Here is a 26,161-nt window from a genome sequence, read left to right on the forward strand (position 1 = left end):
CTAGTCTAACTTTTGACCTTTTGCGTGTTGATTGTCGGTGTAGTAACTTCCAGCTTGTTGCTCTTCTAATTCAGCTAACTTCGCTTCGATCTGTTCAATCACCACTTGTGCATCTTCAGGTCTTTCGACAAAATCGAAGGCATCTCCATCGATTTGGATCTTAGGACAAACATCGAAGTCTTCATACCATTGATCATATCGTTCATTTAATGATCGGTAATACTGATAAAGTGTTTCATCACTTTCCAATTGTTCATACTCACGTCCACGTTTTTTGATTCGTTCCAGCATCGTATCAAGAGAAACTTTGATATGCACGAGTAAATCTGGTCTTTTTTTAGGAGCAACATCATCTAATTCATGAAGCATCGTGTCCAATAAGTTATCGTATTGTTGAACTTCAATGTCTGATACACGTCCTAGATCAGCATTTAGATGAAACAATAAACTGTCTTCATAGATCGAACGATCCAATACGTTGTCGTCATGGTTCAAGGCATTTTTCATTGCTAAAAAACGTTTATTTAAAAAGAAAATTTGCAATAAAAACGCATATTGTTCTGGATTTGAGTAAAACAAAGGTAGTACCTCGTTGTCCTCTACATTTTCATAAAATGGTTTTGAATCAATCTTTTTGGCAAGCATGTCGGTCAAACTGCTCTTTCCTGCACCAATTGTTCCTGAAATCAATATCACTGACATCTAATCCCTTCTCATTCTATAAGTATTCGCCTTTATAGACGCTTTTTGGCAACATCTTGAAATCATATGTTTCGATTGCTTCGATCGATTTTACATATGAATGCAAACTTTGTGTGATCATCAAATTAGTCGGTACACTTTCTTCTTGGAAAATGATGATCGGTTTATCCATCATCGTGGCAACGCCTAATTCATAAGCAGTACCTGGATCGATCGTCTGATGTTCAAAATCTAATATCCCCACAACCAAATCTGCTGCCTGTAACTCTTTCATATCTCTTTCGTAGACCTCTTGTGCCCATCCTTCACTGAACATCTCATAATTACTATGTTGATGGTGCCTTGGTGAATAAAAACTATCCATTGTAGGATTGGCAGTCAATGCCTTTTCAACACGAGCAATGCGCTCGGTTTGTTCTTCTGAAAAAAAAGGTCCTGCTAAATAAATATAACTCATTATTTAATCTCCTACATCATTGATTTTGTTTGTTCTTCTACTGCACATAATTGATCGATCAACATAAAAGGATCATTTGAAAAATAAAGTTGATCTAGCCATTTTTCTGACATGAATCCTTCATTCACAAAATGCCCAAGCAAATCTTTCAAATTTGAATAATACCCCTGAACATCCAAGATACCGATCGGCTTTTCTGGAATCAAACCGATGGCCATCCATGAAAGCAATTGTGAGAATTCTTCCAGTGTGCCCAGCCCACCAGGATATACCAACACTGCATCACCTTGTTCAAATAGTAATTCTTTACGCTTATCGATCGTTTCCGTTGGAATAAACGTCGTTACATCTGTTTTAGGTAATTCGTCAGAAAACAGCCCCACAGGATAGATCCCCGTTACTTGTCCGCCATTTTCTAAAATCGTGCGACTAAATACACCCATAATACCGGAGTTTGAGCCACCATATACTAATTCGATTTGTTTTTCTACCATATATTTTCCAATCGTTTCAGCCAAAAGAAGATATTTCTGATCGTGTCCGAAACGGGAACCACAAAAAATTGTTAACTTCAAAAAAACACATCCTCACTTGTAGAACTACCTTTATTCTACTCTTGTTTTTTTAAAAGAAAAGACTAGATTTTGTTATCATTTAGTGTTATATAAAACAAAAAACACTATATATAGTGTTTTGACTTCAAATGATTTTTATTCTGATTATGTTGAACGGCTTTTTTAAAATAACTAAAAATAATAAATATGTAATGACTTACTTCGTACTATTTTCTTTCTTTCGACTTTCTTATGGATAACATTTCACTTCTTTACAAAAAGCGAATGCTCTTTTTTTCTTTTGTTATCTTTCATTTTTATCGTTCACCAAGTTTTTCTAGGATGGTTCTACAAAGGATAGAAAACAGCTAAATGATTGATGAAGTCAGACGCACGACTTGCCTTGATCCTTGAGAACTGTCTGGAAAAATCAATAAGAGATTACGCGAATGGCGTCATTCAAATTCTTACTTTTCACCACTGCGCTCAAAGATCAATCGTCCTTGGGTATACGTGTTGGACAAAAAAAGAAGAGCGAACGATTGTCCCTCTTCTTTTTGGCACAGTAAATAAAAGCCCATACATTTTATTCATTTTGTCGACAAAAAAGCTAGCAATCTCTTTTAAGATTCGATACAATGAACTCGGTCGATGGTTTCCATTGACTATGGCAAACTTGATTGGTCAATGCGTTGACTACTCAAGCCCTCAATTTTTAGCTGCCACTAAAAATTGGGGGGCCTTTTTTTATTTAACTGTTTCTATCTGCCACTTATGATACTGATTCCCAGATAGAGAGTCAAGCGAATCTGAAAAGCTACGAAAAACTGTACCGTTTTTCTCCCAGTTTTTTGTATAACTTTCATTATCGATTCAAATCGATCGTTGGGTGAGACAATAACTGGTCGACTTGCTTCCTAGTCGTCAACGGCACATCCCCTTGGATCGTATGAGCTAAACGGGAATTTCCTAAAGCAAACTCAACAGATCGATCCAATGACCAATTTTCACTATAGCCTAATAAAATCCCCGCAGCAAATGCGTCACCTGCCCCGATACGATCTAAGCTATCGAGTGTATACCTCTCTGTTTCGATCCATTCTGTTGGACTCAACAGATATCCACTAAGTTGTTTTTTCTCGTCGGTTGTGTGTCGCGTCGTTCCAGCAAACCACTCGATTTGATAATGGCTCAAGAATGCTTGGAATGAGCGAATTTTAGCCGATTGACTGGACACATCCATCGACCACTCTAACAATTCAGATAGATCACGAACGGAGCCAAAGATGACATTGCAATAGGGAAGTATTTCTTGATAGCGTTCTTTCATCACTCGTTTTTTATCTGGCTCTTGGTTTAGACTAGGGCGAAAATTAAAATCAAAACAGACTTTTTTTCCTTGCTCATGTGCAGTTTTTGCCACAGCGATCGCTACTTCCGCTGAATGTTCATTTAGGCTCAAACTGATGCCACAGATATGGACCAGATCAATTGTTTCGACAAAGTCCGCAATCGCATAATCGGTGATCATTGCCAAACCAAAAGAACTATTTTTACGATTTTGATAGGTGATTTCTGTTGGTCTGACTCCGTATCCCATCTCAGCAAAATAAGTACCGATATGTTGCTCTTTTTGGATCACATACCTTGTATTGATACCCAAACTCTTCAAGTTGGCCAATGCAGCATCTCCCAAACGATTATCTGGCAATGCCGTCAATAAGTAACTTTCTACTCCGAAGTGTGCTAAATTTCCGACTAGATTCACACCTGTTCCTGTATACGCCATCCGCAAGGTGTGCGTCTGTTCTAACAGGAGAGCTTCAGGTGGTGTCAGCCTCAACATCACTTCACCAAATGCGCCGATTTTCATGATCACTCACCTGTTTTCACTAAATTTTTCATCATATCCAACAGTTGACGAACTTCTTGTGGTCGGGTATCACCTGTTTCTGGATCAATGATCGAACTATACACATGAGGGATGATTTTTTTGACTCCTGCATCGACTGCGATCTGAACGATTTCTTCAAAGTTTGTGAGATCGATTCCACCTGTTGGTTCCAAATAAAAATCAAATGCTGCGCAAGCTGCTGCAACTGCTTCATATTCTTTCTTATGCGCTAAGCCTTTCATTGGAAAGTATTTGATCGAGCTGCCACCCATGTCCTGTAACAAACGAATGGCTGTTTCGATCGGAACCATTGCGGCAGGACCTTGGCTACTCAAAGGACCCGTCGCAAGATTGACGTAGCCTTCTTTTCCAGTCGGGGAAACTAAACCATTGACGATCGTCTCAGATTGCCCTAAGACCGCCCGAGAAGCGCCCACACCTGTAAATACTTGATTGACATGTTGAGGTTGTAGTACTTGTGCTAAGCGAGTCACCATTTGGCTTTGGTTTGGATCACCAGCACCTAAACCAATCGATAAAGCATTATTAGTTGCTTCTTGGTATTTTTTCATATCTACAATCGCTTCGTCATCACTCGGATAATTTTTAGATAAGACACCTAATAGGATATGCCCTTCCGCTGCCTCGTAACATTCTTTCGCATTTTCGACAGAATTAGCCAATACATTTAGACAAATTCTATCTTCAAGATAATTTGGGGTCAATGACATCATGATTACTCCTTTGATTGTAAGATTTCTTTTAGTCGGTAGATGATTTTATCCATCTCTTTTTGTGTCACAGAGCGAATATCGAACTCGATGATTCCATTGTTCGCTTGGTAGTCTCTTGTATAAATTACTGGTGCTTTTTCTTTTAGCTGCTTAATGATATCCATTGCTGAGCCCTTAATGACTTGGATACTCGCTCGATAGATTTCCCGACCAGCTGGATCTTGAACGACCTTAGCCTCGATACCCGGAAGTTTTTCGAGTGCTTCAACAAATGGTTGAACTCTTTTTTTCATCGATTCGCCTGACTCACTGCCATTTGTTAAATAATCATCGACTGCTTGGACAAATCCTAGAACATTTTCTTTACCGATTTTCATTGAGCGACCAATCCCTTGCGACTGAAGACGTACCCAAGAAACAAGCGGCTCTTTGCCGATCACCATGCCGGCACTTGGACCTTCAATGGCTTTGGCACCTGAATAGATCACTAGATCAGCGCCTAGTGCAGTATATTTCAGCAAGTCTTCTTCAGCTGCTGCATCAACGATTAATGGTAACTCGTACTTATTAGCGACAGCAACGGCTTCCGCCACACTCAGCATACTTTTTTGTACCGTATGATGACTTTTGATGTACAAAATAGCCGCTGTTTGTTCAGTGATCATCTGTTCGATATGTTCAGGTGTACATTGGTTCGCATACCCCGCCTCGATGACATGCCCGCCACCTTGTTGGATCATCAACTCTACTGGCACACCGTAATCGACATTATGTCCCTTTGGTAAGATGATTTCTCTGCGTTTGATTGTTTCATCGTAAGGATGATGCACATGATACAACGAACCTTGACCGATGACAGCAGCTACCGATTGAGCGATGCCAGCAGAAGCCGAAGAAACGATTTGAACATCGTCCACTTCTAATTGCTCCGCCAAATAGGCACCGGTTTTCTTCATCAGGTCGGCCATTTCAAAAAAGTGTTCGCCCCCAAAACGTTGGGCTTCTAACACCGATTCGGTCAAAGTGGAGACACCTAAGATCGTCATCCGACCAGAAGCATTGATCACTTCATTCAAACCAAATTTTTCATAAGTTACAGTCATAGTTGATGCCTCCTACAATCACATTTACAGGGATGATTTGCTGCATGGTCGTACGTGTATTGCCATTCGAATCTGTCAATTGCTTTTCTTGGTCATGAAAAGTATAGATCGTAAAATCTGCATCAAAGCCTTCTTTGATGTGACCTTTCGTTGTCAAATTGAACTGCTTCGCCGGCGCACTTGTTACTTTTTCAAGGATTTCTTCCCAAGAATAACCAACGACAAACAGTTTTTCCATAGTCGTCGCTAAATCATACACTGGTCCATTTTTGCGATTTCTAATGTAAATATCTGTACTGATCGAATCGGCTTTGATCCCTGCTTGAAGTGCAGCTTCAGCGACATCAAAATTGAAACTATCCGTGCCATGCCCGATATCAAACACGATCCCATCAGTAATGGCTTTTTTGACAAACGGTTTGATTTCGTTGGTCGACTGATCGATGATGCCGTTAGATTTCCCATTGAAGCAATGAGTCATCACATCATTTTTCTCCAGATTCGCTAAGATTTCTTCTAAGTTCGGCGGAGCAGAACCAATATGGACCATTAAAGGCAAGCCATCATTTTGGCTTTGGATTTTCTTTGCTAATTTTAAAGGTGTGATGCCATTTTCACCCACGACCGTTTTACTCATCCGTGCTTTAAGCCCTACAATAAAATCAGGCAATTCTTCTAGTTTTTGATGAACCAGTTCATTTTGGATTTTTGACAAATCTGCTAATTCATCTTGTTCAACAATACCCCATTTGGAAATATTCAGTAAAGCGAAAACATTTGTTTTTGCTTGTTTCGCGTGTTCATAAAAGGTATGGATGTTTTCTGCACCCGTTGTCCCAGCATCGATAACCGTCGCAACGCCTTTTTCTATCCCGATTTCATCTGGATAATCATAGTATAAAGTCATTTCCTCAAAACAATGGACATGGTCATCGATCCAACCTGCGGATAAATACTGTTCATCTGACAGTATTAGTTCTTGTTTTGCCGACTCTTCGATCTGCTGACTGATCAGCGCGATCTTGCCATTCTTCACACCGATGTCCACTGGATCTTTTCCTAACTCTCTGCCATTTCTTATGATTAAATCAAACATCGCAAACGCCTACTTTTCTTTAAATTTGAATTTTGACCAAGGATGGACGAAAGATAATAACACTTGTTCATCCGCAACTATGGAACCGACTTTATTTTTTCTTGGATCGTGATGTGGCGTTAATACGATCTGTAACTCATTTTTGTATTTCCCAAAGTGATCATTTCCAATAACTACGTCACCTGGTTGAAACAGCTCTTCATTGTCATGCGGAGGATTGGCATCCGCTTGATACGTTTTTCTTACTTCAGTTGAACGGATCACTTGTTCCGTAATATCACCTCTACGCACGTGTTGCTCGTCCAAAACGATCGTTCGCTCAACTTCATTGATCTGAGGAAGAAAATCAATCGCCAAAACAGTCTGATATCGATCGATTGCACCTAGAGCTTGCAACTCTTCTTCTGAAGCATAGGCATTGCCGATAATGACATCATCGATGAGATTGGTCGCAAATAAATGCTTGGCAGCTGGAACAACGCCTAACTGGCGGTGCATTTCCAATGTCGGTAATCCATCATTCACATCCCAAGGACCGATCGTTCCGGTTTGAGAAGTGATAAACGCAGCAGTGCGGATGCCTTGGCGTTTAAAACGACGACTGCACGATTCAAAAAATTCATATGGAAGTCCTGTTCCTGCTTGCGGATAAAAGTTATGGCAGCCGTATAAAAATGGTGTATTTGCTTGGTGACTCAAAATATTTTCTAAATAAGCCACATCATTACTCATGTTCAATTCAATCGCTAACTGGTAGGGATTGTAAGTCAGCAATGCTTCTTTTCTGCCATCAAACCCGAGGTCCAGACGAATGCCGTCTGCCCCTAATTCATGAAAGAAACTCATATCATCATAAGAAATATCTAACTGTTCAAAAATCGAGGGTGCCACATCTAAAATCGTTTCAAAGCCAAGAGAGGCAGCATATTCGATCAATTGTTGAAATTTTTGTTTGACTTGTTCTGTATCTTCAGTTATTTCTAACATGCTCATAAAAATTCGAGTAAAACCGTATTTATGTGCCATTTCAAGATACGCACGATCTTCTTGGGGATCGCTATGATCAGGGTAAAGAGAGATTCCTAGTGAACGTTTCATATTTATTCCTGCTTTCTTGTCTATTTACTCGTTTGTGATACCATTTGTGATCTGGATTGAGTCTTGTTCTGCTTTTTCTTCTTCTTGTTCTCGTGCCAACTGTTGTTTCTCAAAGACTTTGAAAAATGGATAGTAGATCGCAAGCGTGATGAAGAAGTTGAGTACTACTAATAGACCCGCGGCCACACTCCAATTCGTACTCATCCAAGCCGCAATAGGCGCTGGCATCGCAAAAGGCAATCGGGCAACCATCATTGGTACTAATCCACTTACCGTCAGGATATAAGATAAGGTCGTTGTTACTAATGGTGCTACGATAAACGGAATCCCTAAGACTGGATTCATAACGATTGGCGCTCCGAAAATCATCGGTTCATTGATATTGAACAAACCAGGTAAGATCGATAACCGACCTAAACTCTTCAAATATTTGGATTTGGAAAACATGAACAAGACGACTAATGCAAGCGTCGTACCCGCTCCACCGATCCAAACAAACCATTGTAAAAATTGTTCTGTAAAAATATTGGGCATGTCATGGGCATTCGTTCCTGCATTGAATGCATCGATATTTTCAGCGATCGAGATATCCCAAAACGGACGGATCACTGGTCCCATGATCGCTGGTCCATGGATCCCTAACACCCAGAAGAAACAAATCAAGAAGACTGTAAGTAGTCCACCAAATAAACTATTTCCTGCTAATACCCCTTTAAGCGGCATCAATAATTGACTCAAGAAACCATTTAAATCAAAACCAAGTAAATGACGGATGACCCAAAAGAAAATCAAGATCACGGCTCCTGGGATCAATGCGACAAATGAATTGGTTACTTCTGGCGGTACGCCATCTGGCATTTTTATCGTTATTTTCTTTTCAATAAAGAAGCGATAGATTTCTACGGATAATATAGCTGTTACGATGGCCCCAAATAAAGAACCTGAACCAAGATTAGCAATATTGATGTAGCGACCGGCTGAGATTCCTTCAAGGTCCTCCAACACTTGAGTTGGCGGCGCAGCGACGATCAAAAACGACATCAAAGCTAAGATCCCAGCAGTTAATGAATCTAAACGATAACTCTTGGCTAATGAAGAGGCAATCCCGAAGGTAGCATATAAAGCTAAGATCCCCACTGTATAACGAAACGGAATATCTAAAATTGCACGATATGGTTCAATGACCGAAGCGACTGACTCGATCGGAATATTCAATAAGATCGTAAAGAATGACCCGACAATCGTTAATGACATCGTCGCGATGATCCCTTTTCGAATCGCTGTCATATGACGTTGTGTACCGATCCGATTCGCCACCGGCATAATTTTTTGTTCAATCAACCCTACAAATTTATCCATGTGTTACTCCCCCTTTTACCAAAACATTATAATGTTTAAATAAAAGATAACATATTAACGATGTAATGTAAACATTTTCATTAAAATATATGATTATTCTGACAAAAAAGTGTCGGGGGCAAAAATACATTTTGATTTTAACCTTAAAAATGAATAAACAGTGTTCCAGAAGCAACTCCTTCAGAAATAAGCCGAGACTCCCAAAAATTTGAAGAACAATTTTCGGGTGTCTCGGCTTATTTCTCGGAGCTGGACACTTCTGTCACAACCTCATTGCTATTGTCTATGTTTCATAATTGATATGATAAGGATGGAGATCTGTATGATAAATCGCTTCTGAATACTCAACCACTTCTTTATCTTCCGTCGTTGAGCGACGTGTTCGCTTGATCGCGATTTCTGAATCTGTCTTCAACAATTCTTTTTCTTCATCTGTTAAAAACGTAGCAGAAAAATCATCTGAAAAAGAGTCGATGATATGGTTATTTTGCGTTAACAACCGATATAATGATTCTTTATCAAATTCTTTTTGTTTCATTTTATTCATATCTTTTGGCAAATAGTGAACAAAATAGATATACGGTTGATCATTCAAGTAGTACAAACGCTTGAAGCATACGGCAGCTGAGCCGAACATCGAATACAACGGATCATCTTTTTTGATGCTGATCTTTTCTAAACCAATCGTTTCCTTACGGACTTCATATTGAGAATCCTTTAAGATCTGTGTAAAACTTTCCGCTTTGGATAATCGATTATATGGACGATTGCTTAATACCGTTGTGCCTCGACCACTTTTCTTTTCGACATATTCATCCGTCGCTAATAACTCGATCGCTTTACGAACAGTGATTTTACTCACTTGGAACAATTCTTCTAATTCATTTTCAGTCGGTAACATACTCCCCACCGGATATTTTCCTGAAAAAATATCCTCTTTTATCTTGTCTGCTACTTCTAGATATAATACACGCGTTCTTTTCATGGCTTCACCTTTCACCTTTATGTTAGTAAAAGAATAACATAAATAAACGGAAAAAAAAATAGAAATATTGATAATTGGTCTACCTAAGCACAAATAATAAGCTTAGACATAACAAAACGTCTAAGCTTATTCTTATACTTTTTTAGTACCTTTGTTATATCCTTGATTTAATAACATAATCGTCAATTATAAAAACATATAGAATTTTATTCATATTTGCATACGATTGTTAAATATGCAAGGTTTCGTTTCTTCAAACGCTTTCCTATCAAAATGGCCCAGTCGTTATTTTTTATAATTCTTCGCCGTTCGTTTTTATGACTGCTTTGTACCAATCAAAAGATTTTTTCTTTGAACGCGTTAAAGTGCCATTTCCTTCATCATCGAGATCAACATAGATAAATCCGTAGCGTTTGCTCATTTCACCTGTCGATGCACTAACTAAATCAATACAGCCCCATGGTGTGTAGCCCATCAAATCGACGCCATCGGCAACTGCGTCGGCCATCGCTTCAATATGACGACGTAAGTAATCGATACGATAGTCATCATTGATCGTTCCATCTTCTTCCACTTTATCGATGGCTCCCAAACCATTTTCGACAATAAACAGTGGTTTTTCATAGCGGTTGTATAATTCATTCAATGCCACACGTAAGCCTTCAGGATCGATTTGCCATCCCCACTCACTTGCTTCAAGGAATGGATTTTTCACCCCACCTAGTAAGTTCCCATTCGATGTGTCCGCATCTGGATTCGTTTCATCGATGGCTGATGACATATAGTAACTAAAGCCGATATAGTCGACTGGATATTCTTTTAGTAATTGGAAATCTTCTTCCGTTTGCTCTAATTTGTCAACGTCTACCCCATATTTTTTATACGTACGTGCTGTATAAGCTGGATATTCTCCACGTACTTGCACATCTGTACAGAAGAAGTTGAACTCTTGGTTTTGGATTAATGTAGCGACTTGATTGATCGGATTTGCATCGATACTATAAGTCGTTGCATAGATGATCATGCAGCCTACTTGGATATCAGGACGCAACTCGTGTGCGATTTTCACCGCTTTACTGCTAGCGACAAACTGATTGTGCCATGCTTGAAAAATGTTTTGGTAGTCACTTGCCCCATTACTTTTAACTAACCCTTGACTCAATGCTGGGAAATGAAAAGCAGAGTTGATTTCGTTGAACGTCATCCAATATTTCACTTTACTGCTGTAACGTTCTAATACGGTACGAGCAAAACGTTCATAAAACTCGATCAATTGTCGATTTTTCCACCCACCATATTCTTTTGCCAAGTGTAACGGCATTTCATAATGAGAGATCGTAATGACTGGCTCGATATCATAGCTCAAACAAGTATCGATCAACTCATCGTAAAAAGCTAAGCCAGCTTCATTCGGTGTTTGTTCATCCCCTTGTGGAAAAATACGTGTCCAAGCAATCGAAAAGCGATAACTTTTAAAACCCATTTCCGCAAATAACGCGATATCTTCTTTGAAGCGATCATAGTGTTCGATCCCACGATGGTTTGGATAAAGGTATTTCTCCTCATCGATCGTCCAATCAAATTCTTCACTGCCGATAACCGCAAAACGTTGTTTTCCTCCAGGCATTGCATCTGCTACTGATAAGCCTTTGCCATCGCGGTCAAAAGCGCCTTCTAATTGATTTGCGGCTGTTGCGCCACCCCATAAAAAGTCTTTTTTGAATCGTGCTACCATTGTTGGTTTCCTCCTTTTATTTTACAATTGCCAGAAAATCTTCATTAGCAATAATTTCTTGTTGATCAAGTTCTAATACATCTGCAAAGCGATCAGTATTTGTTACGACAACAGGGGTGATGACGCTATAGCCTGCTGCTTTTATTTTCTCAATATCAAAGCGGACAAGCAAGTCCCCTGCTTTTACTTTATCTCCTTGTTTGACGAACGTTTCGAATCCTTCACCGTTCAATTCCACAGTATCCATCCCGATGTGCATCAAAATCTCAACTCCATCTGTCGTTGTCAAACCAACTGCATGACCTGTTGGAAAAATCGTCGTGATCTCCCCTTCTGCTGGAGCAACTAATTCGCCTTTTTCAGGATCAATAGCGATCCCTTTTCCCATTGCGCCAGAAGAAAAAACTTTATCCGGTACTTCTGTTAATGGCAAAACTTTTCCAGTCAATGGGCTTTTCAAGTTGTGACGTGCGGTACTGATCGTATCACCTGTCGTTGTTTCTGTTTTTTCTAATTTTTGGTCCTGTACTTCCTCATCAAAGCCAATCAAGTAAGTACCGATAAAGCCAAGAACAAAGGCAACAGCCGTACCGATAACTGCCATTGTGACACTTGATTCAAGTGCTGGATCAGTACTGATAAATGTTGGGATCGTTAGTAAACTGATCAAGCCACTAGAGAATGCTTTAACTCCGGCAAAACCAATGATTCCTCCACCGATACCGCCTGAAATACAAGCAACGATAAACGGTTTTTTCAATGGTAAAGTAACACCATAAACAGTTGGTTCAGTGATACCGAAAAATGAAGTGATCATAGAAGAGATCCCTAATGAACGCAATTTTGAATCTTTCGTGCGTAAAGCGACACCTAGTGCTGCACCACCTTGTGCCAAGATTGCTGGTAAAAGCATTGGCATCAAGACATCAAACCCATATTGTTCAATATTCAAGAAGATGATTGGCACAAAGCCCCAGTGCATCCCGAACATAACTAACACTTGCCACATACTACCCATGATGACCCCAGCAACTAATGGACTGAAGCTGTAGATCGAGTTGAATAAGCCACCTAACGCATTACCGATAACGGTTCCAATTGGTCCTAATACTAAAAATGTTAAAGGAACCATCACTAACAAGACGATCATTGGTACAAAAATCATTTGTAAAAATTGTGGAATGACTTTCTTCACAAGTGGTTCAAACTTACTTTGTACCCATACAGCTAAAATAATCGGAATAACAGAAGAAGTATAACCAGATTGAGACAAGATCACTGGTAGACCGAAAAAGTCAACTGCCGTCCCTGAACCTGCTAACTGTGTGATTGTTGGATAGACTAACGCCATAGCGATCGCTACCGATAAAAACTGATTGGTCTTGAATTTCTTTGCAGCCGTAAAAGCTAACATCACTGGTAGGAAAGTAAAGACTCCGTCTGCTGCTGCAAACAAGATTTGATAAGCGCCGCTATCAGCTGCCAACCAACCTAATACTGTCGCAAGTGATAAGAAACCTTTCAATATCCCCGCTGCTGCCATTGCACCTAAAAACGGTGTAAAGATACTTGAAATAATATCGATCAATCGATTCAACGGATTTTTACTTGTATCTTCACTATCTGAATTTACGCCTTCACCTAAACCTTGTTCATCAACGATTGCTTGGTAGACATCCGACACATTACTGCCGATCACGACTTGATACTGGCCGCCACTTTGCACGACTTGGATCACATCTGGATCATTTTTTAATTTCTGTGTGTCTGCCATTGATTCATCTTTTAATTTGAAACGTAATCTTGTCGCACAATGCACTAAACTATTTACATTTTTTTCTCCGCCTACGGCTTCCCAGACTCTCCGTCCTACTGCTTGATTATCCATATTCGTTCCTTCTTTCTTTTTGATAAAAAATAAAAAACCTAGATTGAAAAAACGGTCACGTGTCTAGACGTGTCCATATTTTCAATCTAGGTTTTGCCTGCCTGATCCAGTAACAATCCTTATGATTGGGTTTGTTTTTCTGTTACTACGCGTTGGATGTGGATCGTCAGATAGATTTGTTCTCCTGGTCCCATCTCTTTTTGTTGCGTTTGTACAAGATATTCATTGATACGTTCCACACAGCGAAACGCTTTTGGGTACTTTCCTTGGACGAGTGCATAAAGAAATTCGTCTTTCTCGTCCGATGTTTCATCTTTTAAATACCGTTGCGTGAAAAATTGTAAATGTGTGATGATTCGTTGATAATTCAAGGAATCTTCATCGAAGACGATACCGAAAAATTTACTGATGATACTTAAGATATCTCGCACCATTTTCGTTGCCGCCATCGTTACTTGCATATCCCCATTCCCTTGTTCACTATTGACGAAATGAAAGGCAATGAAACCTGCTTCATCCGCTGGCAAACTCACACCAAGCTTTGCTTCAACTAGTTGAAGGGCTTGTTTAGCTGCTTGATATTCTTTTGGATAAAACTTTTTGGTTTCAAATAGTAAAGGGTTAGGTAATTCGATGTTTTCTTTTGCCCGACTGATCGCATAATGGATGTGATCTGTCAGTGTTAAATAGATGTTTGGCGACAATTGTATTTTTAGTTGTTCTTCCGCGAGATCCACGATCTGTTTCACAAGCTCGATTTCTTCTAGCGGGACATCCGCCATCAATTGTTGGAACTGATGCGTGGTAAAAGAATCTTTTAACACAAATTCTTTTTGGATCGATTCATTAGGGATCGTATCGCCTGATTTTTTTTGAAAAGCAATGCCTTTCCCCATGCAGATGATTTCTTCGCCTAATTCATTTTTTGAAATGACGACATTATTATTCAAGACTTTTTCTATGACCATCTACATCGCCCTCCCAACTAAAAAATAAAAAAAACCTAGAATCCGCCCGTAAGTACTAGCTGAATTCTGGTTTTGCCTGCCGAACAGTAACAATCCATCGATTAACTACATTTACTATATCACTATTACATTAGTTATGCAACCCTTTTCATAATTTTTATTTTTTTAGAAAGGAATAACTTTTCAGCATCCTATAAAAACAATCTTGGCAACATACGAATAAAATAAGGCAACTTTTGAAAAAATAAAAAAACTATTTTCTCAAAAGTTGCCTTATTAGTTGGAGGTGAACGGCTTTCTCACAACCTCTCTTAAAACGTTCTCGTTGGCATATCAAAGGCGTTTTTCATTTCTTGGGTTGCTTCTTTCATTGGTGTGATGCTTTCGAGTTCTCCTTGGACGACTAAGCGTGTGATGGCATCCATGTCACCACAAGTGATTAAGGTGATCAATTCTTTTCCTTCTTCGATATTCAATAATTCTGTTGCCGAAGGATCGACTTTTTCTTTAAATGTCGCTTTGTACGTATAGACATTTTCTAAATCGACGATATAGATTTTATCCCCTAAATTTAGATTTTCTAATGGGGTAAAAAGTAGTTCTGGATTGTTAGCACGGTGACTGGCTAAGGCGTAGTTCCCTTTCCCCATTTCTTGATCCGGATCTAAAGTTCCTGCTCCGTATAATAAGTTCGCATTATCCAATCCTCTAAAAATCGGTAAGTTGATCGAAACGGATGGTACAGCGATACTTCCGATGACCGGTAGATCTGGTCGATTCAATTGGGCTCTCAATACCGCTTCTGAACTCATTGACTCGACCGAATCAAAGTCAAAGTTTGCGTCTTTTTGATTGTTTTTTACGATATCTTCACGAGATACGTTAGCGATGGCGTACGCATCTCCGGTGTTTTTAACAAAAAAGTCTTTGATCTGTTCATTAAAAATCAAAGCTAATCCTACTAATAATAGTAGAAACAACAGGAAATTGACGAGCCACTTTTTGACTCTTCCCTTTTTATTCATCTCTTTTCCTCCAATCATGCTCTACCTATGATAGCTCCGTATATTTTTCTTTTTTATCTTTACTTTTTTCTACTGGATATTTACGTGCATTCTTTTGTAACTTCTCTTCAATGATCGTGTCGATATCTAAATTTAGATTGTCCGCCATCATATAAGAGTAGATCAGCACATCTGCTAGTTCTTCTTTGATTCGCTCAAGTTGAGCCGTTGTGACTTCTTCTGGTTGCTTCCATTGGAATAATTCCAATAGTTCTGATGCTTCTAAAGAAATCGAAATCGCCAAATCTTTTTCATTATGAAATTGACGCCAATTCCGATCATCTCTAAAGCGGTTGATGTTTGCCATACTTTTTTCCATTGATCTTCTCCTACTTTTAAATCGAGTTACTTCAATCATACCATGTTTAGAGAAAAAATAGTTTAGACTTATTTTAATAATCTATTCTATTTTTTATAAAAAAAGAAACATCATATAGTAGCTTTAAAATAGTAAATATATTTGTTATGTAAGTTGGGGGCTGATTTCGCCCCTTTTTAATGCTTCTGATACAACCTCAATCTGTTCTTATGTTTAGATCGATCTCCTATTGTTGTAAGCTCGTTTTTAGATCTCTCACTCCTGATAAAGTCATCAAGACAACCAAACTGATTAAATAAATACCACTTAAAAATAGAATCACCGCCGTCAAACTATAATGATCCATTAGAAATCCGATCACGATCGATGAGAAACCACCAACTGCACGGCCTAAGTTCATGATAAAGTTATTCGCTGTTGCACGGATCTCGGTTGGATACAAACTACTGATGATTGCACCATAACCACCATACATACCATTGATGAAGTAGCCCACGACTACTGCTGCTGCAACTAAACTCCATTGACTATGCGCAAGGACAAGCAAAAAGACAGACAGAGAGGAACAAATCAAGAATAAGCCAAACGCTAATGTTGGACCAACTTTATCCATGATGATCCCGAATGTCATCATTCCTAATGACATACCTAAAATCGTGCTGATCATCCATAAAGAGGAGCCAGATACCGATAGACCAAGTTGTGCTTGCATGATCGAAGGCAGCCAATTCATCAACCCAAAGTAGCCGGCGATCTGTACAGTAACCATTAAGCTTAAACCTGTTGTTTGCCACGCCAATTGCTTCGTTTGGAACAAATGACTAAGCTTTGTCTTTTTACCAGTTTCTTTTGTTTCCTCAAATGCTTCTGGTTCTTTTAACCCTTTTCGAATAAACAAAACCATCAAGACCGGTAATACACCGATGACGTAAAGCATTTTCCATCCAAATAAAGGAATGATCACCGCTGCTAAGATTGCTGCCAGAGCTGCCCCAACTTGTGCACCAATAGCGGCAACAGAAGACGCACGGCCGATTTGTTTCTTTGAAAAGCTTTCAGAAATCAGAGACATACATGCGCCGTATTCCCCACCAGCGCCGATCCCTGCGATGAGGCGAAAGAGATAGACAAGATAAATATTCGATGCAAAATACATTAATAATGAAGCAATTGAGAACAAAATGACGGTTTGTGAAAACACTTTGACTCTACCGTATTTGTCTGCCATCAATCCAAAAAAAATACCTCCAACGAGCATCCCTAAATTAGTGATCGTTGCAATCAAACCTGCTTGCGTTCCACTAATATTAAAAGTTGCAATCATTGAAGATAATGAAAAAGCTAAAAACATAATATCCATATTTTCTAAAGCAATACCCGCCGATGTTGATAATAATACCTTTCGTTGATACTTCGTCATTTTTCTTCCCCTTTTCTTTTAAATAACCCTAAATTGTTAAAATCATATCTAAAATTTAAGAAAAAATCAAGAACTTTTTCAGTATATACGAAAAAAGGTTATTTCTTCTTTTGTAAACTATTGTTTTTTTCAATAAGTGGCGATTTTACTAAAGCCCTTTCCCTTTACACTTATGAAAGCGGATGCTATATTTTTGGTAGAAATGGGTTATTATTGTTTTCAGATTGGAGTTTTTGACAAATGGATAAACAAGAATTTTTAGAAACAATCAATCAGGGATTGATCGTTTCTTGCCAAGCATTACCTGGCGAAGTTTTTTATTCAGAAGAAGGTGGTTTGATGCCTTATTTTGCATTAGCCGCAAAAAAAGCTGGAGCAGTTGGCATTCGGGCAAATTCAGTCAGAGATATTTTAGAGATCAAAGCGACAGTTGATTTGCCGATGATCGGCATCATCAAACGAGACTATCCTCCTGAAAAACCGTTTATCACCGCAACGATGAAAGAAGTGGATGAGTTAGTAGCAACTGGTGTCGAAGTGATCGCACTTGATTGCACGTTGCGCAAGCGACATGACGGCTTATCGATCAACGAATTCATTGAACAAATCAAAACAAAATATCCTGATCAATTGTTCATGGCAGACATTGCTACATTTGAAGAAGGAATCAATGCACATAAAGCCGGGATCGATTTTGTCGGAACGACATTAAGCGGTTATACCGAAGAAAGTGAAGAAACAGACGGTCCTGATATGGTCTTGATCAAACGCCTCCTAGAAGCAGATGTGTCTGTGATTGCAGAAGGAAAAATCCATACTCCACAACAAGCCAAGGAGATCCAAACTTTAGGCGTAGCTGGAATCGTGGTTGGCGGTGCCATTACCCGCCCCCAAGAAATCACGCAGCGATTTGTTGATGCGCTAGATTGATCAACACTATAAAAATATACTGCTGTCTTTCAGTCACAGCTAACCGTTACAATTTTGATGTTGGTAAAATCTGCCAACATCTTTTTTTAAGCAGTCGAAAAAATGATCCATACCTCAGAGATTTTTATGTACATAAAAAAACGCTCTTCCAAAAGCGCTAAGGTAATCGCGCCAATGAAAGAACCGTCTTTTTAGCTGGGGGGCTAAGTATCGGATAAAAATAGAAGATAAAAATCTAGTTTGCTTGCATCTGAGCATCTAATAATAGCTCATCAGGAAATTCACGCACATTGGACATCATACATTCGCCAAAATAATCTGGACCGTTTTTCCCTTTAAAATCAGAACCGCCGAAGCAACGAATCTGGAAGCGTTCAATCAGCTCCTGTACCCTTCTTTGATCTTTCAGGCTATGTTCTGGATGGTATTTTTCGATGCCATGGATGCCAAATGAAGCGAGTTCAGGAATCAGATCAAAACTATCCAATTTTCCTGGATGAGCGACAACTGACATGCCTCCACCTAGCTTGATGGCTTGGATGACTTCATAGACATCGATCATTTCGGTCTCTTCTTGACCAAAATCATTTTGTTTGAATAACTTGCGGTAAAGATGCCCGTTGATTGATGTATCATATCCTGCTTTGATCAGTGCAGAGACAATGTGTTGTTTGTAAAGAGCAGGCGCCTGTTTTGCAAACTGTCGCACCTGTTCTTCTTTGATACGAAATCCTTCAGTTTGGATTCGTTTCAATTGGCGCAGTGTGTTTCTCGTGCGTGCCGCACGCAAAGGTTCACACAGCTGCTCGATGTACTGATAATTCGTCAAGTTATATCCTAAGATATGTACCTGTTGATGGCGTTTGAAATCGTAAGCAGTCACTTCGATACCTTCAATAAAATTGATTGGAGAAGGAGCGAAGACCTGTCTGATTTGAGCTAATCCTGCCGAAGTGTCTTGATCCACGACGGACAGGATATTTATTTGATGCTTTAACGCTAATTTGAGTAATTCTTCTGGCGAACTACTGCCATCTGAAAAATAGCTATGAATGTGTAAATCTGCTTTCACTCGACTTTCTCCTCTCCTTTTCCCAATCAATTTTTTGTTCTCAATCAAGCATGGATGATATATTTTTTCCGTAGTCTGATCGCCACGACTTCCAAGATCGCTACCACTGCTAAAATCATATACACCAATACACCGATCTCATGAAAATCAAAATAAAAACTACTTGTCATCGCGAGTTGGAAGCCTAATCCACCCGCTCCAGCGGCGGCACCAACAGCGATTGCATTCGTAAAGTTGATCTCGAAGCGGATAAACAACCAAGAAAGTAAGGCTGTCATACAAGAAGGGACGATTGCTTGGAAAACAATGTGCCACCAACTTGCGCCACACGCACGTAACGCTTCGATCACGCCAGCATCGATTTCTTCGATACTCTCAGAAAAGACTTTCGTTAGATAAGCAATCGTATGGAAAGACATCCCAATGATTGCCGCATTGGCGCCTAAACCGATCAAAATCGAGAAAATCATGACCCATAAGATCGTCGGCACCGCCCGAATGAAGGACATCACTGTTCGGATTGCGTTTGAAATGCCCGAATGGCTGATATTCCTTGCTGTGAACAATGCCATCAAGAAAGCTGTTACTCCCCCGAGCAATGTGGTGATCACTGCTAGACCGACTGTCACCCCTAAAGCTTGCAACAAGGTTTCCAATGAAAAACGTCCAGAAAGTCTTGGCTGGAGAAAAATCCGTTGCAAGTCTGTAAAAAATTGTCTCGTCGCATCTAGCAATACAACCTCTCCATAATCCATCGTTAATAACGTATAGATCGATACACCGGTCAGTAGAGTAAACAAGACCCAAGGTACGACCCGATACGTTTTCCATACACGAATCCGGATTTTCTTTTTTGAGTTTCGTCTGATTTTTGTTGGTTGTGTCAAGACGGTTTCTGTCACCGCCAATTCAAGCTCACTTTGTCGTTGGACCATATCAGTGAATCATCCTCCTAATTTTATTGGACGAAAGTTCCAATGCGATCACGATGATGACGATCGTCAAGATGACCATTCCTGCCATATCGTAGCGAAATTTCTTATAATAGAGATCAAATAGAAAACCAACCCCTGTTCCTGTTAGTATGCCGACTAATGTCGCATCACGGATATTGTTTTCGATCATGAATAATATCCAACTGATCAGCTGACCAAAGACCATGGGTAAGACACCTTGGAAAATGATCGCAAAGTAAAAAGCACCAGTCGCTGTCATTGCTTCCGTGATACTACCAGCGACCTCATCAATCGTTTCCATAAACGAGCGTGTCAAGTAACCGTATGTCGTAAAGGTGATCGCTAAATAGCCGGTAAATTCATTTTGCTTGAAGCTCAATAGTAAGACCATTGCCCATACGACGATCGGGATATTCCTGAAAAAGCTAGCAAATACCCTTGCAATTGTTTTTGTCGCTTTATTCAGACCAGTCGTTTCCGAGCCGATGATTGCGGTGATCAATGAGAGCACTGTAGCAGTCATCGTCGCTGTGATCGACAGCAAGACCGTTTCTACTAATTTAGATAAAATCAATGGCAATGATTGGATCGAATTTTCTGTCGGGATAAAATTGGTGAACAGCCAGACAAAACTCTGAGGAATAGCTACAGCCGCCGTCCCAAATTGAAAACCAACAAATTGCGAAAAGACAACGTACACGACAACAAAGCTGAAGAGTGTCACAAATAACAACTGCTTCTTTTTTCGAAAAAGATCTTGATTCAGCGCCTTATCCATCGACACCCCTCCTATACTAACAATTCGTCTGACTGATAAATCTGATTGATCTCTGTTGTTGTCAGTTCTTCTGGTTTTCCTGAGAACACGACATTGCCACTGTTCACACCAATGATTCGATCAGAATAATCGATTGCGACTTCTACTTGGTGGAGATTGACTAAACAAGCAATCGCCAATTCTTTTGTCACTTGTTGCAAATAATCCATCACGACTTTTGAGGATTTAGGGTCTAAAGAGGCAATCGGTTCGTCACATAAGATCAATGCAGGACGTTGCATCAATGCGCGAGCAATACCGACACGTTGTTTTTGTCCACCACTCAATTCATCACAACGCGTATACGCAAACTCTGACAAGCCGACTTTTTCTAATAAATCGAAAGCTTCCTGTTTTTCTGCTTCGTTATAGACTCCAATCGATCCTTTCACGACAGACTTATATCCAAGTCTGCCATGAAGGACATTTTCAACGGCTGTGAGGCGACTGACTAAATTATAATGTTGGAAAATCATACCGATCCTTCTACGTTTCAAGCGTAACGACTTCTTCTTTAGATGCTGCATATCTTCTTCTTCAAAGTAAACGGCTCCTTCATTCGCAGAAATCAACTGATTGATACAACGCAAAATCGTGGATTTTCCTGCACCAGAAGGTCCGATGATCGAAACAAATTCTCCTTTTTCTAGTTGAAAGGAAATATCTTTTAGCGCTTGTTTTCCGTTACTATACGTTTTTGAAATCGAGTCTACTTGTAATAGCATGGCTCGTCCTTTCTACTTCTTAGCGAAGTGGGTCATAGAAACTGTCAGTGACTTCAACGAACTGTTCATCGGCTTCTTTCTGGAATAGCCCAACTGATTCAGAGTCTTTCGGTGAAAAGATTGCTTCATTGTTTGTCACTTCCTCACTCATCATTGCTTGAGTGATTTTATCGACGGTTTCTTCATCCAAATTATCTCTGTTGGCAACGAGTGGACCGTTCAACACAGGGATCGAATGGATCACACGTGCTTTTTTCCCTCTCACTGTATCAAATGGTGCCTCTGCATCTGCTTTGACTTGGTAAACGACACCCGCTTGATTTGCTTCACCTTCCACGACATCAAAATATTGAGCCATGTTCATAAATGCTGCTACGTCGGCATCACCTTTAAGCAAGTTCACCGCAGATCCTTGGTGTGAACCACCGAAAAGTACTTTATTGAAGAAGTCACCATCAATGATCAACTCATCTGAGCTGCCGAGTCCAAACTGATCAACGATTGCTTGACTTGGTACTCTAAAACCAGAAGTGGAAGAATTAGATACAAATGAAAAAGTTTTGCCCTCGATTGGTTCAAGTGTATATTCGCCATCTTCTTGGTACTCTTCCGTATCTTCTTCGTTAACTACGATAAAACTGTAATACACAGCATCTTCCAGCGTGCCACTCGCGCCTGAATTTGTTAGAAACGCTTGAACATTTTCATTTTTACGATTGGCTTCAATATAACCATCTGGTCCCATATACGCTAAATCTACTTGTCCGTTCGCAATCGATTCGATCACGATATTATAATCTGTACTAATAACGATCTCGACATCTCTACCTGTTGCTTCTGATACGATCGTTTGGATCTCATTTCTTGATTGTTCAAATTCACTTGCTGATTCATTTGGATAAAAAGCAATCTTGATTGGTTCGGAAGAATTCTGACTTTCGCCATCTGCTTGAGCATTGGAATTACACCCAGCTAATAAAAATAAACCGGTCATGAAAAACATCGCACTAATAACTTTCAATCGTCTTTTATTCCAAAACATGTGTGGTAAACTCCCTTGTTTTTTATTTGGTACATCTCTTATTTTATGGATTCAATGTAAATTTCTAATGGACTTCACGATAGGAGTAAATGAAGATTGTAAATCATTTGTAAAACAAGGGTTCTTTTCTTTGATACCCAGACACATTGGTACGTCTGTTCTTTAAAAAAAATCAGTGAAAAACTTCAAGCGATCCTCTTAACAAATTCATCGAACATTTACAAAAAAACGCAAAAATAAAGGACGATCCAGTGATTTTGTTCACTCACTCAATCGTCCTTTTTCGATTTTCGATCGTCCTGTTCTTGATTTTACACCGTTGGTCTAGTTGCGATTGAGACACAGTTTACTCGCTTTTACTTTTAGCAATAAACCGATAAATGAGACGGTAATACTTGGATCGTTACCGGAAGCTTTGTTCCTTCATCGCCATCGATATTTGTTGCTAACTCTTCTTCATCTACTAAAGAGATCACTAACTTCTCTGCTGTCTGATAAGCAAGATTTTCAGTCGTCGCATCGACGCCTTTGATCAGATCAGGAACGGCTTTTAAGGTATCCATAAATGAACGATCTTTCAAATATACGAAGTGCAGCTTACCATCATTGATTTCGGCTTTTGGTAAAAGTGTTTCAAAGCCACCGACTGAGTTCGTCAAACCGATCAACAGTGTACTACTTTCGATTTCTTCATCTACACCGTCAACTTCTACACGGAACGTATAGGATTGCGTATTCGTCAGTTGCTTGAAACCTGAAACAAAATAAGCCATTTTGCCTAGTTTGGTTTTCTTTTCAGGATCAACATCATTGATGGCTTCTGGAATCGTTCCGATCGCAACAACGTTCATAAAATATTGATCATTGATCTTACCAATATCTAACGACTTGGTTGATTCGATTGAAAGATGTTCCAGCGCTTCTTCAGGTTCTAATGGAATGTCCAACGCTCGGGCTAAGTCATTCACTGTGCCCAATGGAAAGAAGCCAAAATTGGGGCGATGCGCTTGTTCTGCCAAGCCGCTGATAGCTTCATTCACCGTACCATCCCCGCCCATCGCAAAGACACTATGGATTTGATCGGCGGCAGCTTCTTGCGCAAACTTCGTCGCATCCCCACTTTTTTCCGTATGCAAAACTGTCACTTCATCAAAAAGAGTACGCAATTTGTTTTCTGCCATTTCTTCATATTCTTTTGCTTTTTCTCCTCCAGAACTAGGGTTAACGATCAGCAATGCTTTTTTCATACGATTTCTTCCTTTCTTGTTTGTTCTTTCTATTACAATAACATAAAACAAGAAAATTCTAAGTGATGATGCTACAAGAGAACACGCTAAAAAAGCCGTAGATCCTGAATACAGCATCCACAGCTTTTCAATAGTTATGATTGATTTGATGTAACAAGTACTGTCGCGCGAAACGCACCACATGACTCACTAAGAAAAGCCATTCGGAAGCACGGCTTATTCGGCTTTAACATCTCGTTGATCTACTTTCATGATCTCTTGTATCGATACTTGAAATAAAAAATAAACACTCACTTAAATTGATTATTGCACCTATCCATTTTTTGTTGAGGTCATGACGTTCGATCACTCATAAAACCAAATAAGCGGTGCTTCCGAAACACTTAGCTTATTGTGATTGCCAGTCTGCTGGATAAGTCACGTAGATAAAACGTGCTTCCCCAGTTACTGAGAACTGGATACTCGTACTTTTCGGAATCAAGATCAGTTCGCCAGCTTTTGCAGAGACTTTACGCCCGTCGATCAATATATCTAGCTGACCAGAAATCACGTAATCGATTTCGTCATATTCCAATGTCCAGTCAAAAGTCGTATCCGTCATTTCCATGATGCCGCAACCAAGGCGTGGGCTTTCTTGTAATGAAAAGAGATCTTTCGTGTATACTCGATCCGCAGGGTTTCCTGTATCAAGACGATCTTCTTCAGAGACAGTCATTTCTGCTAGTCTAATTGAAGCCACTCCACTAGGATCGACCTGTTTTGCCGGCATCAATTTTTCCATCACTAATTGTCGTACTAAGTTTTCGATCATTTGACGATCCAATTCTGCCATTTTCGTTACGCTCCTATTCTACGATCGTTTGCTCTTTTGCAGTCGTTTTTTCTTTTACAGTTACTTCTTTTTCTTTTCCTAATAAACGATTCGCCATGAACACTGCCACAAAGATCGCAGTGATCCCGCCAACGATTTTTCCGACCATCATCGGGAAAATCATTTCTTTTGCCACACCGGCAGTGAAGCCTAAGTGATCGCCTAAGATGAATGAAGCAGACACTGCAAATGCCACGTTGATGATTTTTCCACGGCGATCCATATCTTTCAACATTTGGAACATTGGAATGTTGTTTGCTAATGTAGCCACCATGCCGGCAGCTGCAATTTCATTCATGCCTAACACTTTTCCTAATTTCATCAATGGTTTATTGAATACTCGCGTGATCACAGCGACTAAACAGAATGCACCGGCTAATGTCAATGCAATATCACCAACTACTTCAATCCCTTCTGTAACTGGAGCAATTCCTGGAATCAATGTGATATCGATCAATTGTTGGATCGCACCAACGATCAAGCCAGCGATTGCAACGATCACTACACCTTTACCAAAGACATTGAACCCTTTGATCATTCCTTGTGGCGCTAACCATAGACCTACAATGATCAAAGCTGCAACGATCACGATCGGTAATAAGTTTGGTAAAATCATGCTCAATGGCATACCCGCAACTAAACCACCCGCTAACAAGCCTAGTGGAATTGTGATGATTCCGCTCAATACACCTGTTGCTAAGTATTGTTGATCTTCTTTTTCAATGATTCCTAAAGCAACAGGGATCGTGAACACTAAAGTTGGTCCCATCATTGCGCCTAAGATCGCACCGGCGAACAAGCCAGCTTGTGGATCATGTGCCATTTGTTGTGCCAAAGCAAATCCGCCCATATCGTTTGCTAACAAAGTCGTCGCAAACATGGAAGGGTCAGCCCCTAAAAATTCATATACCGGTACAACGATTGGGCTAAGAACCGTTGCAAGAACAGGTGCTAATGTGATGATCCCGACCATTGATAAGGCTAATGAACCCATCGCCATCAAACCTTCTTCAAATTGTTCCCCTAATCCTAATTTGTTCCCGATACATTTATCGATCCCGCCGATAACCATAAAAAGAACCATGATATACATAATGATTTCATTGATACTCATCGTAAATCTCC

General features: G+C 39.8%; 25 protein-coding genes. 1 reads left to right on the plus strand and 24 read right to left on the minus strand.

The features are described from left to right. The 16 genes from IGL24_RS11205 to IGL24_RS11280 all read right to left on the minus strand — a co-directional run bounded on the left by IGL24_RS11205 (nt 1) and on the right by IGL24_RS11280 (nt 17,376). Nucleotides 1-702, minus strand: coding sequence for a deoxynucleoside kinase (locus tag IGL24_RS11205; RefSeq protein ID WP_206859515.1), 702 nt, complete (start codon nt 700-702; stop codon nt 1-3). A gap of 16 nt (nt 703-718) precedes the next feature. After that, the gene (locus IGL24_RS11210) at nt 719-1,159 is read right to left on the minus strand and encodes a nucleoside 2-deoxyribosyltransferase (RefSeq protein WP_206859517.1); all 441 of its coding nucleotides are present in this window, start codon (nt 1,157-1,159) and stop codon (nt 719-721) included. Between the two features lie 11 nt (nt 1,160-1,170). After that, nucleotides 1,171-1,734, minus strand: coding sequence for a TIGR00730 family Rossman fold protein (locus IGL24_RS11215; RefSeq protein ID WP_207700346.1), 564 nt, complete (start codon nt 1,732-1,734; stop codon nt 1,171-1,173). An 844-nt stretch (nt 1,735-2,578) separates the two neighbouring features. Continuing rightward, the gene (locus tag IGL24_RS11220; protein ID WP_206859520.1) at nt 2,579-3,586 is read right to left on the minus strand and encodes a sugar kinase; all 1,008 of its coding nucleotides are present in this window, start codon (nt 3,584-3,586) and stop codon (nt 2,579-2,581) included. 2 nt (nt 3,587-3,588) lie between these two features. After that, a complete protein-coding gene (gene dagF / locus IGL24_RS11225) occupies nt 3,589-4,338 on the minus strand; it encodes a 2-dehydro-3-deoxy-phosphogluconate aldolase (protein ID WP_429968450.1) in 750 nt (249 codons plus the stop codon). Between the two features lie 5 nt (nt 4,339-4,343). Then, nucleotides 4,344-5,444 (minus strand): DgaE family pyridoxal phosphate-dependent ammonia lyase, encoded by a 1,101-nt coding sequence (locus IGL24_RS11230; RefSeq protein WP_207700183.1) that lies wholly within the window; start codon nt 5,442-5,444, stop codon nt 4,344-4,346. Next, a complete protein-coding gene (locus IGL24_RS11235) occupies nt 5,428-6,540 on the minus strand; it encodes an amidohydrolase/deacetylase family metallohydrolase (RefSeq protein WP_207700182.1) in 1,113 nt (370 codons plus the stop codon). Before IGL24_RS11235 ends, IGL24_RS11230 begins: the two co-directional genes overlap by 17 nt. A 9-nt stretch (nt 6,541-6,549) precedes the next feature. Beyond that, nucleotides 6,550-7,638: a DUF871 domain-containing protein gene (locus IGL24_RS11240; protein ID WP_207700181.1), complete on the minus strand. Its 1,089-nt coding sequence runs from the start codon at nt 7,636-7,638 to the stop codon at nt 6,550-6,552. Between the two features lie 24 nt (nt 7,639-7,662). Further along, nucleotides 7,663-8,997: a PTS sugar transporter subunit IIC gene (locus tag IGL24_RS11245; RefSeq protein WP_207700180.1), complete on the minus strand. Its 1,335-nt coding sequence runs from the start codon at nt 8,995-8,997 to the stop codon at nt 7,663-7,665. 283 nt (nt 8,998-9,280) lie between these two features. Next, a complete protein-coding gene (locus IGL24_RS11250) occupies nt 9,281-9,982 on the minus strand; it encodes a GntR family transcriptional regulator (RefSeq protein ID WP_207700179.1) in 702 nt (233 codons plus the stop codon). Nucleotides 9,983-10,274: 292 nt separating this feature from the next. After that, complete coding sequence (locus IGL24_RS11255; protein WP_207700178.1) at nt 10,275-11,717, minus strand: glycoside hydrolase family 1 protein; 1,443 nt, start codon at nt 11,715-11,717, stop codon at nt 10,275-10,277. 16 nt (nt 11,718-11,733) lie between these two features. Beyond that, nucleotides 11,734-13,605, minus strand: a complete 1,872-nt coding sequence (locus IGL24_RS11260; RefSeq protein WP_207700177.1) for a beta-glucoside-specific PTS transporter subunit IIABC — start codon at nt 13,603-13,605, stop codon at nt 11,734-11,736. A 119-nt stretch (nt 13,606-13,724) separates the two neighbouring features. Next, nucleotides 13,725-14,573 (minus strand): BglG family transcription antiterminator LicT, encoded by an 849-nt coding sequence (licT, locus tag IGL24_RS11265; protein WP_206855857.1) that lies wholly within the window; start codon nt 14,571-14,573, stop codon nt 13,725-13,727. Nucleotides 14,574-14,884: 311 nt separating this feature from the next. Continuing rightward, on the minus strand, nt 14,885-15,598 hold the full coding sequence (locus tag IGL24_RS11270; RefSeq protein WP_206855859.1) for a class A sortase: 714 nt from the start codon (nt 15,596-15,598) through the stop codon (nt 14,885-14,887). 25 nt (nt 15,599-15,623) lie between these two features. Next, on the minus strand, nt 15,624-15,956 hold the full coding sequence (locus IGL24_RS11275; protein ID WP_206855861.1) for a nucleotide pyrophosphohydrolase: 333 nt from the start codon (nt 15,954-15,956) through the stop codon (nt 15,624-15,626). A gap of 226 nt (nt 15,957-16,182) precedes the next feature. Then, complete coding sequence (locus tag IGL24_RS11280) at nt 16,183-17,376, minus strand: MFS transporter (RefSeq protein WP_207700176.1); 1,194 nt, start codon at nt 17,374-17,376, stop codon at nt 16,183-16,185. A gap of 240 nt (nt 17,377-17,616) precedes the next feature. On the opposite strand from IGL24_RS11280, the gene IGL24_RS11285 reads away from it, so the two are divergent. Beyond that, nucleotides 17,617-18,306: an N-acetylmannosamine-6-phosphate 2-epimerase gene (locus IGL24_RS11285; protein ID WP_206855865.1), complete on the plus strand. Its 690-nt coding sequence runs from the start codon at nt 17,617-17,619 to the stop codon at nt 18,304-18,306. Between the two features lie 235 nt (nt 18,307-18,541). Here IGL24_RS11285 and IGL24_RS11290 read toward each other — a convergent pair whose 3' ends face one another. The 8 genes from IGL24_RS11290 to eutH form a co-directional block, all read right to left on the minus strand. Beyond that, nucleotides 18,542-19,378: a PHP domain-containing protein gene (locus tag IGL24_RS11290; protein WP_206855866.1), complete on the minus strand. Its 837-nt coding sequence runs from the start codon at nt 19,376-19,378 to the stop codon at nt 18,542-18,544. A 44-nt stretch (nt 19,379-19,422) separates the two neighbouring features. Continuing rightward, a complete protein-coding gene (locus IGL24_RS11295; RefSeq protein WP_207700175.1) occupies nt 19,423-20,313 on the minus strand; it encodes a PhnE/PtxC family ABC transporter permease in 891 nt (296 codons plus the stop codon). 1 nt (nt 20,314) lies between these two features. Next, a complete protein-coding gene (locus IGL24_RS11300; RefSeq protein WP_207700174.1) occupies nt 20,315-21,112 on the minus strand; it encodes an ABC transporter permease subunit in 798 nt (265 codons plus the stop codon). Between the two features lie 11 nt (nt 21,113-21,123). Continuing rightward, nucleotides 21,124-21,876 carry a phosphonate ABC transporter ATP-binding protein gene (gene phnC / locus IGL24_RS11305; RefSeq protein ID WP_207700173.1) on the minus strand — a complete coding sequence of 251 codons (753 nt, stop codon included), beginning with the start codon at nt 21,874-21,876 and terminating at the stop codon, nt 21,124-21,126. Nucleotides 21,877-21,895: 19 nt separating this feature from the next. Then, nucleotides 21,896-22,918: a phosphate/phosphite/phosphonate ABC transporter substrate-binding protein gene (locus IGL24_RS11310; RefSeq protein ID WP_206855875.1), complete on the minus strand. Its 1,023-nt coding sequence runs from the start codon at nt 22,916-22,918 to the stop codon at nt 21,896-21,898. A gap of 362 nt (nt 22,919-23,280) precedes the next feature. Then, nucleotides 23,281-24,165 (minus strand): diacylglycerol/lipid kinase family protein, encoded by an 885-nt coding sequence (locus IGL24_RS11315; RefSeq protein ID WP_206855877.1) that lies wholly within the window; start codon nt 24,163-24,165, stop codon nt 23,281-23,283. 388 nt (nt 24,166-24,553) lie between these two features. Next, nucleotides 24,554-24,997, minus strand: coding sequence for a cupin domain-containing protein (locus tag IGL24_RS11320; protein ID WP_071867206.1), 444 nt, complete (start codon nt 24,995-24,997; stop codon nt 24,554-24,556). Between the two features lie 13 nt (nt 24,998-25,010). After that, entirely contained in the window at nt 25,011-26,150 is a 1,140-nt protein-coding gene (eutH, locus tag IGL24_RS11325) for an ethanolamine utilization protein EutH (protein ID WP_206855879.1), read from the minus strand. Between the last annotated feature and the right edge of the window lie 11 nt (nt 26,151-26,161).

Source organism: Enterococcus sp. DIV2371, assembly GCF_050498525.1.
GTDB classification, from domain to species: domain Bacteria; phylum Bacillota; class Bacilli; order Lactobacillales; family Enterococcaceae; genus Enterococcus_B; species Enterococcus_B mangumiae.